This window comes from Methanosaeta sp. UBA356 (assembly GCF_002496465.1).
Classification (GTDB): Archaea; Halobacteriota; Methanosarcinia; order Methanotrichales; family Methanotrichaceae; genus Methanothrix; species Methanothrix soehngenii.
Map to the genome: position 1 here is coordinate 1 of NZ_DAKC01000072.1, position 9842 is coordinate 9842.

The following is a 9842-nucleotide window of genomic DNA, read 5'->3' on the forward strand; positions in this document are numbered from 1 at the left end:
AAGCTTTTGTTCTGGGAAATCGTCCAGGAATCGTGGCATTGATATCAAGAAAAAAATCAAGAGATGAGCATCTGAAGCGAAGATTGGATCCATCGTCTTTTCACGCTTAAAGAAATGAGATCTACATGATTTTGGATCTGCTTATTGCCGTTGTTCCGGCCGTGATCCTATTTCTTTACGGCATTGAGAACTTCTCTGATGAGGTCCGACATGTAGCTGGCGAACGCTTCCGCACGATTCTGCAAAATGCGACGAAAACCTCCTTGCGTGGCGCTTTTGCCGGGGCCGCGGTCACCGCCCTGGTTCAGTCCAGCACCGCCACCACCATCATCGCCGTGGGCCTGGTGAACGCGGGAGCGATCTCCTTTCTGGCCTCCCTGGGCCTTGTCATCGGTGCCAATGTGGGCACGACCCTGACCGCGCAGCTGGTTGCCTTCAAGCTGACCGCATTTGCCCCGTTGATAGTCATCGCCGGATTCATGCTGAGCCTGATTCGTGGCCCTTATAGAGCCTATGGAAAGCCGGTATTCTACTTCGGCCTGGTGTTCTATAGCCTCAACCTGATCTCATCCGTGGTCGCTCCCCTGCAGGATGATCCTGAGGTCCTCTCATTGCTCTCCATGACGGACGATATCCTGATAGCAATTATTATCGGCTTTATCATCACCAATCTATTCCAATCCAGCTCGGTTACCACCGGGCTGATCGTGGTCATGGCCCAAAGCGGCCTGATCAATGCATCTCAGGCCCTGCCAATTCTGCTGGGAGCTAATATTGGCACTTCAACCACCGGACTGGTCGTATCCCTGAGCATGAACACAGCGGCCAAGCGCACCGCCACTGCCCAGTTTCTCTTCAATTTCTTTGGAGTTCTGCTCTTTTTGCCCTTCATAGACAGCTTCTCCCTTCTCATCGAGGATATAGGCGGCACAGCTGCTCAGCAGGTGGCCAATGCTCATCTCATATTCAATTCCACCTGCGCATTCATCTTTCTGCTGGCCATTAAGCCCTTCAGCAGCCTGATCATGCACATACTGCCCCAAAAGGATGGGGAGATAGTCTTCGTCACCGAGCACATCTCCTCCAGACTGCCGGACGACATCCCTCTCGCGGCATCACTAGTGGAACGAGAGATCGTGCATATGCTCAGCATCTGCAAGGATATCTTCGATAGCACCCTGGAGGTTGCTGAGGGGAGCACCGATATGTGCTCGAGAATTGCCCATTTGCGGGACTACATCGATTATCTGCGCACTCAGATCATGTCTGCAATCCTCATTCTGACCAATCGCGATATCTCAGTGGAAGAGGCGGCACATGTTGCTATTCTGGCAAGGGTTACCGATCTCTCCCTTCTGATGGCCCACCAGATGACCTCCATGGCCAGGAGCTTCGAGCAGATGAACGAGAAGAAAATCACCCTATCCCCGGAATCCCTGAAGGGAATCGAGGACATGGCTGCTCCCTGCAGAGAGAATATCCAGTTCCTTACGAACGTATTCCCCCAGATGCCGGAGTATATCGACAGAAAGATGCGCTCCAATGACGAGCAGCTCCGCCAGGTGCTCAACTGGCACTACAAGACTTACCTCATCCGCCTGGTGGCAAAGAGCACATCTGGCGGCATATTCTCCGAGATCCTCTTCTCCTTCGAGAGGATAGGATCAATCATAAGAGAGCTGAGGAAGACCTCAAAGACAATGGGAATCCCCGCCTCTGCCCTCCACATGCCAGATCTGATCGATCCCAATAGTGAGAACGGCAGTGAAGGCAGCTCTGAAGAGAGCGGCCCGAAGCATCAGCTTACTTAAAGCTCCATTATCATTGCCGCGGTTATCAACAGCAAGGCCGCAGGTATCACATATTTTGTGAGGGTGCGAAGAGCTCTGAGCCATCTCTCCGAGAGATGGACCTGGCCGGCCAGTATATCGTCATCTATCAGCCACCTGAAGGTTATCGCCACCAACAATGCAGCAATGGGAAGTCCAATTGTGCCCACGGTAGCATCCAGTAGGTCCAGGATCCTTGATCCAAAAAATCTCAGATCCTGGGAGCTGTAGCTCAGAGCGGAGGGGGTGCCTAGGGCGACGAGGAGGATCATCAGAAAGATGCTCGCTCTTTTTCTGCTCGCACCAGTCTGGCCCATGATGGCAGCCACATTCATCTCCATCATGGATATCGACGAGGTGAGGGCGGCAGAGAACAGGAGAGCAAAGAAGGCCACGGAGAATATTTGGCCGTAAGGCATCAGCTCAAATGCTCTGGGCAAGGTGGTGAAGGCAAGCTCTGCACCTGCGGCAGGCTCCAGGCCGAAGGTGAAGACCAAAGAGAAGATGGCTATCCCCGCCAGCATAGCGGCCAGAAGATCGGAGAAGGTGATGATCAACGCTGACTGCGGGATATCCATATCGTCCTCCAGGTAGGCGCCGTAGGTGATGAGAATGCCCATGCCCACTGACAGGGAGAAGAATGCCTGGCCAATAGCCGCGCTCCATACCCCGGGACGGCTGAGGATCGAATAGTCCGGCCGGAGAAAGAAGTCCATGCCGGGATGAAATCCGGGGAGTCTGACGCAGAACAGGACCAAAGCCACTAAAATGAGAAATGCGAAAGGGATCATGATCGATACGGTCCTCTCAATTCCCATGTTCACCCCCAGGCTCACAATCAATCCCGTCGCCAGCACTGAGATCAAGAAATATGCTAATGGCTCTAGCGATGAGGTGAAGGAGGAGAAGGTGACTGTAGAGCCCAGAAGAGAGAAGAGCAGATATGCCAGGGTCCAGCCCATTATGACCAGGTAGTAGCTCAGGATTAAGAGGACGATCAGGCAGATCAGCCAGCCGACGATCTCAAACCGTTTTCCGGCCCGGCCAAAGGAGGCGACCAGATTTCTCCTCCAGTGCCTTCCCACCGCCATCTCCAGGATCATGAGGGGGACAGCGAGGCAGACTACCGCCAAAAAATAAGGAATTAGATAGGCTCCGCCTCCATTCTGTCCCACAACCATTGGGAAGCGCCAGATATTGCCTATGCCCACCGCCGAGCCTATGGCGGCCAGGACGAAGACCAGGCGAGAAGACCATCTCTCCAACTCTTTAACACCTCTTCTTTCCGCTCAAAAACGGGTGGATCGGGTTGGTTCAATTAAGGATCGAACTGAAAACCGGCAGCCAGCAAAAAGAAGGCGATTCCAGAAAAATTGAAATCAGGCCCTCTTTTCTGTTCTCACGATCAGAACCGGGCGGTTGGCGATCCTGGCGGTGTCATAGGTCGTGCTGCCGACAACCATCTGCTCCAGCCAGCCGGCTCCGTGTGAGCTCATGGCAATCAATGATGCATCCTCGTTGTCTGCCAATGAGCTGATCTCATGCGGCGCATCTCCCACCTTGACATGGGTCGTAACCTTCAGCCCAGGCCTATCAATCTCCTTGACGATGGAGTTGAGCTTGCTGCCAGCCACCCGCACAGCAGCATCTATCTGCTCGTCGCTCTCGCCGCTGGATACGACATACACCAGCCCGATCTCGCTTGTCTCTTTCATTCCTTTGACGAGGAGTATCGCATCCTTTGCGGGATCTGAGAAGTCCGTGGGGCAAATGACCTTGGTAAAGAGGCTCCTGCAGAACCGGCCCAGGTTATCTCCCTCTAAAACCTTGTATCGCATTATCAGAAGATCGGTTTGCCCATAGCGCAGAACATCGCGGGAGACGCTCCCAAGAAGTAGGCCGCTTATCCGCCCCCTTCCCCGCGCCCCAACCATTATCAGCGTAGCATTCTCCTCATCTGCTACCCTCTGGATGGTCTTTGCTATACTTCCCTCCATTATCGTCTCCACCCTGGTCTTGACCTCGATCCTGAGGGCTTCAAGGTAGCGCTTCTGCTCTTCGATCTTTTCTTTGGCCTCTGCGACCTCGGCTGTCGGATCCCATACCCGCTCCACGGCCTTTCTTTGAATCACATGCAAGAGCACCACAGTCTTCTCACCGGGAAGCTCGGCTATGCACTCAAGCAAGTTCTGCGAATACCTGGAAAAATCGGTTGGAATGAGAATTCTCTGAAACATAATAGCATTTAGGCTCAACAGTTTATCAATGTAGTGGTATTAAGTGGAAGACTTATTATCTCAGAGATGAGTTGGGATCGAATATGTTTAGGAAGAGGCATGTGCTCAGCATGCGAGAGTTTTCCAAAGAGGAGATCGATTCCGTTCTGGACCTTGCCCAGTCTCTGGAGCCCTTGGCTCGAGGCAAGAAGAGCAGTATGCTCGCGGGCAAGATTCTGGCTCTCCTCTTCTTCGAGCCCTCAACCAGAACCCGAATGTCCTTTGAGACGGCGATGAAGCGACTGGGAGGAAGCGTGATCAACCTAGGTCCAGCGGAAGGCAGCTCCATCTCCAAGGGTGAATCGCTGGCAGATACGGTTCGGGTGATAGGTGGTTATGCCGATGCCCTGGTCATCCGCCATCCCAAGGAGGGGTCAGCCCGCCTGGCTTCCCAGTTCTCGCCCGTGCCGGTGCTCAATGCCGGTGATGGAGCAGGTCACCATCCCACCCAAACCCTGCTGGACCTGTATACCATCAGAAAGGAGAGCCGCCTGGAGAATTTGCATGTCGCCCTGGTAGGCGATCTGAAGTACGGCCGCACCGTCCATTCCCTGGCCTATGCCCTCTCCCTTTATGGAGCAGATATCACCCTGGTCTCCCCGCCCACCCTGAGGATGCCCGATCCCATCAAGGCCGACCTATCGAGCAAAGGCACCATTGTGCGCGAGACAGCCGACCTGGGCGAGGTGATAGACAATGTGGATGTGCTCTATATGACCCGTATCCAGAGGGAGAGATTCCCTGACCCGGTGGAGTACCAGAAGGTGGCAAGCAGCTACCGGATTACCCCTGAATCTCTGGCCGGCTCACAGCAGAATCTGATCATCATGCACCCCCTTCCCAGGGTGGATGAGATCTCACCTTCTGTCGACGACAGCACTCATGCTCGCTATTTCCAGCAGTCCTTTTATGGGGTTCCGGTGAGAATGGCTCTATTGAAGATGCTCCTAGAGGGTGATCAGGTTGACTGATTTTTCCGCGATGACAGATAAAAATAACGAAAAAATCGATAAAAATAAAGAAGAGCCCGGAGGACTCCGGGTCAAGCCCATCAATAATGGAACGGTCATCGATCATATTGCCGGTGGTCAGGCGTTGAACGTCCTCAAGATCCTGGGCATATCCGGCACCACTGGAGCTACTGTGTCCGTGGTGATGAATGTGGAGAGCAAGAAGCTGGGCAAGAAGGATATAGTCAAGGTCGAGGACCGGGAGCTGCGAGAGGAGGAGCTGAACCGGATCGCGCTGATAGCTCCTGCTGCCTCCATCAATATCATTCGTAATTGCAAGGTGATAGAGAAGCGACCGGTGGATCTGCCCGATGAGATCGTGGGCGTGGTGCGCTGCCAGAATCCCAACTGCATATCCAATACTCATGAGCCGATAAAATCCCGAATGCTGGTCAAAGTAAAAAATCCGGTATTGCTCCGCTGCCTTTACTGCGAGCAGCCTCTTGCAGATGGGATTGCAGAATACTTGATCTAGTGAAGCGGCCGGATGGAGAACCAACCGCCCAAGCCATAGGGGATGCGAAAGTATAAGATAGGATCGTCGCAAATTGACGGCCCAGGTTGAGAATAAGGTTCCAGTAAAATCAGGATGGAGTAAGAAATGACGGTTAAAAATGGCGATTTCATCAGAATTGACTATACAGAGTTCGTTGATGGCCAGGCAATAGCCACCACCGTTAAGGATCTGGCAGAGGAAAAGGGAATTTTCAGCGAGGAGATCCAGTACGGCCCACATCTGGTGGTGGTGGGAGCAGGCCAGCTGGTAAAAGGCTTTGAGAGCGATCTGGTCGGAAAAGAGATAGGCTACTCTGGAAGGGTGGAAATGGATCCCGAGAATGCCTTCGGCCTGCATGATCCCAAAAATATAGAACTAGTGCCGTTGAACAGGTTCAAGGAAGAAAGGCCAGTTCCCGGAATGCGGGTGGGCATGGATAACCGGACGGGTACGGTTACCAGGGTGATCGGCAGAAAAGTGAGCATAGACTTCAACCATCCTCTGGCAGGAAAGACTGTAGTCTACGAGTACACCATAAGGGAAACGGTTGAGGATCAGACCGAGAGGCTGAAAGCCCTTATCAAGACCTTTGGCCGGGTGGATCTTGAAGCGGAGATAAAGGATGAGGTAGCGGTGATCACCGTACCCTGGGAGTTGAACTATTATAAGGAATGGGTTATGATCCGCCGCGGTCTGGCTGAGATGATAATCCAGCATCTGGGCATGAAAGAGGTGCACTATATCGAGAAGCACACGGGAGAGAAGGTCCGGGCTGAGCTCATATCCCCTCCAGGAAAAGAGAGCGGATCTGAGGGGCCCCAGGATATGGAATCAAAGACAGCAGAGGAGAGTTCGGTCTCTGGTGATGCGGCGGTCTAAAAGACCAAGATATAAATAAAATTATAAAATCTTTTTTCTTTTACTTTTTGATTATAGGGCTTCGAAGGCATTGCATCCGTTGGTTTGTATCGTATTGCATGGAGAGGCCCGGGCTGCATATTCAGCCGGGCCCGCCATCTAATGCCAGCGCCCTTTGATCTTTCATCGGATATTCTATATGCTATTCATGCTTCAGCGGAAGTAGAATCCGCTGCGATATGACGACCAGGACCAGCTGTTCGTGTAGTAGTATGTGGTAGCGCCCAGCCCGTAGACATTTGCTGCCCACCAGGGATCATAGACCACAGGATCGTAGACCACAGGGGCAGTATATGTATAGACGGGAGTGTAGGTCGGGTAATAGTAGGTCGGATAGTAATAGGTTGGGTAGTAGGTATAGGTCGGATAATAGCTATAGCTGTAGTAATATGCACCTGGGCTGAGCCAGTCGTAGAATCCGCCGAAGTCATGATAACCATCAGACGGGCCTCCGTGGTGATGAGATCCGCCGTAATCCTCGAAGGCTGCCCCTACGGCAACTAAGAGTCCCAATGCGAGCACTGCCAATATCAACTTGATTGCTTTTATTTCTGATTCCTCCATGCACCTTGTTCCCTAGCCAAATATTAAAAGGTGGTTTTTATGTAGATATCACCTAGCTTCTATATGAATCCTCCATGAACCTCTTGATGCTGAATTAATCCATTTCGGAGGCAGGAGGGGGCAATCTGGAATTAAAAAAAATAGTGTTGCCGCTCTAAAACTTGCTGGCACATAAACGATATCAATCGGCATGGCACCCCTCAGCGGTCATGATATCCTGACAGGGCGTTAATGCTCTTCTCCGATGGAGGCGTAGCCTTTTCGATATCAATCGACCAGTAATCTTCCTCGCGAAGATCCATAAAAAATCAGATCAGTAGTAACCCTGTCATTCATTGTGCGCGCCGGTCATTGTTCAGGCACTTCTATATGCAGGGTGTTCAGCATATCCCTTATAACCTCCCAGGGGAAGGTGGATATGACCCGGCAGTCGGTATTTCCCCTGTAGATCCCGTCCTCATACTCTTTGCCGTCGGGAGAGTAGCTGGCCGCGACGATCAGATCGCCCTCCTCATACTGCCCCCCGCCCAGATTCTGCCTCTCGAACCTAAAGTTGCCCAGCACCCCTGGCTTTCCATCGATCAAAGGCTGATAGATGGCCGGCTCGTCAGCTCCTGCATTTATGAGGGCGTCCCAGACGATATACGCATTGGCAGTAGTATTGGCGAGCATGGGCACATCATATCTGGTGAGAATGAGGAAGATGAAGTGATCGCTGCCGTCTACAGTCAGATTGTATCGGGTGAAATTGATCCCATCTGATGTAACGCCCTGGGTGGGTGCTTCAACCACCACGATGTAGTCCTCAGTGGTGTTCATATCAAAAGAGACATTGTAGGGCCCTACCGGCCCGGATTCATGAGCTGCAGAGGCCAAAGAGGCCAGTTCCAACACCAGAAGAAGGGTTAGAGTGAATAGCTTTCCTTTCTCATGCATCGCTCGTGCCGCCATCATCATTAAAAGGCCAATTCTCCTGGGACCCATTTTATCCTTTTGGTAGCAGGCAGATGCGTCTGGCCCTGGATACTGCATTCAGCTATTTCCCGCCAGTTGATCGATCAGCCTGGGATCGGTGAGCGCCCGGCCTACGGTGAAGTGGTAGAGGTCCTGGTACCCTAAATCGAACAGGCCCAGCATGCGGTGAACCATACCATCGAAAAAGCAGCCTATGCCGCAACCCCTGTAGCCCGTTGCCTCGCTTGATAGGTAGAGTGCCTGGCCGATCATGCCGCATTCCCAGTAGAGCCGGGAATAAAACCATGGACCATATTCCTCAATAGGATCTTCAAACCGGGATATCATGGCGACGGCAAAGCATCCGTCCGATGCAATATCCTGCCTACAGGACGACTCTTTGGCTGCCAGACGGGCGTCGCCCTGGGCCAGCTGGTAGAGCTCCAGGCCCGGTGGCGTGCGCGATGGCCTCTCCCAGAAAAAGTCCGGGTCCATCGCTCCTCGCAGATCCTCTTTTGCCCTTTCATCTCGCAAGAGGATGTACAGCCCCCGGTCCATCTCCTCCACCCGGTGGACGAAGAGCACCGGATTGACCTGTGGCCTCCAGGGCAGGCCGGGCTTTGCCCGCTCGGGCATCGTCGCCTTCAGGATGGCATGAAAACTATCCAGTGGCATCGTGGCCCTCCCGTCCATGGCCTGCGCGCTGCGCCGCCTGCGAAGGATGTGGCAGTATTCCCTGGATATATCTCCAGATACATCAGTAGCTGCTTCTTTTATCGAAGCGGACTTGCCTTTTAACTCAATCCGCAGCACCTCTTCTGCTCTGGCAGCAGATCGAGAGTAGGCATCGCTGATCTGGGGCTTTTTCGCCGCCTCGCTTGCCATATCGATCTCCTGCCAGGGAACGATGCTTGGGCTCAGGATATTGGGTCGAAGGGATAGAGGCTCAGTCTCTATCCCGGAGATCAGGCACTTATCTATTCTGTGGACCCTACCATCGCTGAATAAGGCGAGCATCACATCGGGTCGCTCTTTTCCTGTGGGGCCATCCGTCATTTTATCCGGCTCATTCCATAGAATCCTGGCCAGGTCGTCCGTGCCCAACTCCTCCTGCAGGGACAGCGTCCAGCCCAGGCAACATGCCGCCTCGCCAGCCGCAGCCAGAGCATGCCCCAGATCCAGCATGCAGTAGCGAAAAGCCCTCGCTCCATACTTCCAGGACTCGCGCCAGTAGATGGTGGTGAGGATGAGCAAAATGGTGCCCGGGGGAAGGTGAAGAGACTGCCAGCTCTCCTCTCTTATGCCAGCCAAAAGCTCCAGAGAATGATCCTTCGGCTGATAGTGATAAACGCCTGGAGAGAGATCCAGTTCCTCCCCCCCTCCAGCCAAAAGATAGCATTCCGTGGGATGAAGGTTGCCGCTGGATGGATTGACCCTTAACGTCCATTCTGCGCCCGCAACTGCTTTCCTGCCGGAGAGGGCAAGGCTTTCGAAGAAGAATCGAGAGAGGTTTTCGCTTGTAAGAGGAGATGGCCTGAGCTTTCCAGTCATCCCTTCGAATCCCAGGCGATCAAGAGCCAATCGCTTTGATCCCTCATAGCTGCGGAAGGGATCTGGCTGATTTGACCAGTCCATCCTCCCCGGGCCGCGTGCCATTCGATTGGGCTGGTGCTTGGTCTGCTGATGATAAGCTATGATCCGTTCCAATGCGCCGGACGTAGAATTATCCCTCCATTCAATCTTGAAAAGCCCCCCTTGGGTTGTCGTCCTCCGTGCGCTCTGTGACTCCACATGA

At 53.2% G+C, this 9842-nt stretch carries 9 protein-coding genes; 4 read left to right on the forward strand and 5 right to left on the reverse strand.

The annotated features are described in order from the left end of the window. The first annotated feature begins 125 nt into the window (after window positions 1-125). Window positions 126-1811 (forward strand): Na/Pi cotransporter family protein, encoded by a 1686-nt coding sequence (locus BP727_RS06395; RefSeq protein ID WP_273278402.1) that lies wholly within the window; start codon window positions 126-128, stop codon window positions 1809-1811. Here the strand turns inward: BP727_RS06395 and BP727_RS06400 are convergent. Both BP727_RS06400 and BP727_RS06405 read right to left on the reverse strand, forming a co-directional pair. Then, entirely contained in the window at window positions 1808-3094 is a 1287-nt protein-coding gene (locus BP727_RS06400; protein ID WP_273278403.1) for a sodium-dependent transporter, read from the reverse strand. The genes BP727_RS06395 and BP727_RS06400 overlap by 4 nt on opposite strands. Before the next feature lie 114 nt (window positions 3095-3208). Continuing rightward, window positions 3209-4066: a universal stress protein gene (locus BP727_RS06405; protein WP_013720073.1), complete on the reverse strand. Its 858-nt coding sequence runs from the start codon at window positions 4064-4066 to the stop codon at window positions 3209-3211. A gap of 83 nt (window positions 4067-4149) precedes the next feature. On the opposite strand from BP727_RS06405, the gene pyrB reads away from it, so the two are divergent. The 3 genes from pyrB (at window position 4150) to BP727_RS06420 (ending at window position 6490) form a co-directional block, all read left to right on the forward strand. Then, window positions 4150-5076, forward strand: a complete 927-nt coding sequence (gene pyrB, locus BP727_RS06410; protein ID WP_286857937.1) for an aspartate carbamoyltransferase — start codon at window positions 4150-4152, stop codon at window positions 5074-5076. Window positions 5077-5086: 10 nt separating this feature from the next. After that, window positions 5087-5590 (forward strand): aspartate carbamoyltransferase regulatory subunit, encoded by a 504-nt coding sequence (gene pyrI, locus BP727_RS06415; protein WP_324322444.1) that lies wholly within the window; start codon window positions 5087-5089, stop codon window positions 5588-5590. A gap of 126 nt (window positions 5591-5716) precedes the next feature. Further along, the gene (locus BP727_RS06420) at window positions 5717-6490 is read left to right on the forward strand and encodes an FKBP-type peptidyl-prolyl cis-trans isomerase (RefSeq protein WP_013720076.1); all 774 of its coding nucleotides are present in this window, start codon (window positions 5717-5719) and stop codon (window positions 6488-6490) included. A gap of 192 nt (window positions 6491-6682) precedes the next feature. Here the strand turns inward: BP727_RS06420 and BP727_RS06425 are convergent, their stop codons facing one another. The 3 genes from BP727_RS06425 to BP727_RS06435 form a co-directional block, all read right to left on the reverse strand. Next, window positions 6683-7093 carry a hypothetical protein gene (locus tag BP727_RS06425; RefSeq protein ID WP_013720077.1) on the reverse strand — a complete coding sequence of 137 codons (411 nt, stop codon included), beginning with the start codon at window positions 7091-7093 and terminating at the stop codon, window positions 6683-6685. 348 nt (window positions 7094-7441) lie between these two features. Continuing rightward, window positions 7442-8050, reverse strand: coding sequence for a hypothetical protein (locus BP727_RS06430; protein ID WP_276621156.1), 609 nt, complete (start codon window positions 8048-8050; stop codon window positions 7442-7444). A 75-nt stretch (window positions 8051-8125) separates the two neighbouring features. Continuing rightward, the coding region (locus BP727_RS06435; protein ID WP_286857943.1) for a SagB/ThcOx family dehydrogenase at window positions 8126-9842 on the reverse strand (1717 nt) is incomplete at its 5' end.

Excerpts from the sequence above, each read along its gene's own strand:
- BP727_RS06430 (WP_276621156.1), bottom strand. The coding sequence starts at position 8,050 with ATGATGATGGCGGCACGAGCGATGCATGAGAAAGGAAAGCTATTCACT.
- BP727_RS06425 (WP_013720077.1), bottom strand. The coding sequence starts at position 7,093 with ATGGAGGAATCAGAAATAAAAGCAATCAAGTTGATATTGGCAGTGCTC.
- pyrI (WP_324322444.1), top strand. The coding sequence starts at position 5,087 with ATGACAGATAAAAATAACGAAAAAATCGATAAAAATAAAGAAGAGCCC.
- BP727_RS06405 (WP_013720073.1), bottom strand. The coding sequence starts at position 4,066 with ATGTTTCAGAGAATTCTCATTCCAACCGATTTTTCCAGGTATTCGCAG.
- BP727_RS06420 (WP_013720076.1), top strand. The coding sequence starts at position 5,717 with ATGACGGTTAAAAATGGCGATTTCATCAGAATTGACTATACAGAGTTC.
- BP727_RS06395 (WP_273278402.1), top strand. The coding sequence starts at position 126 with ATGATTTTGGATCTGCTTATTGCCGTTGTTCCGGCCGTGATCCTATTT.
- pyrB (WP_286857937.1), top strand. The coding sequence starts at position 4,150 with ATGTTTAGGAAGAGGCATGTGCTCAGCATGCGAGAGTTTTCCAAAGAG.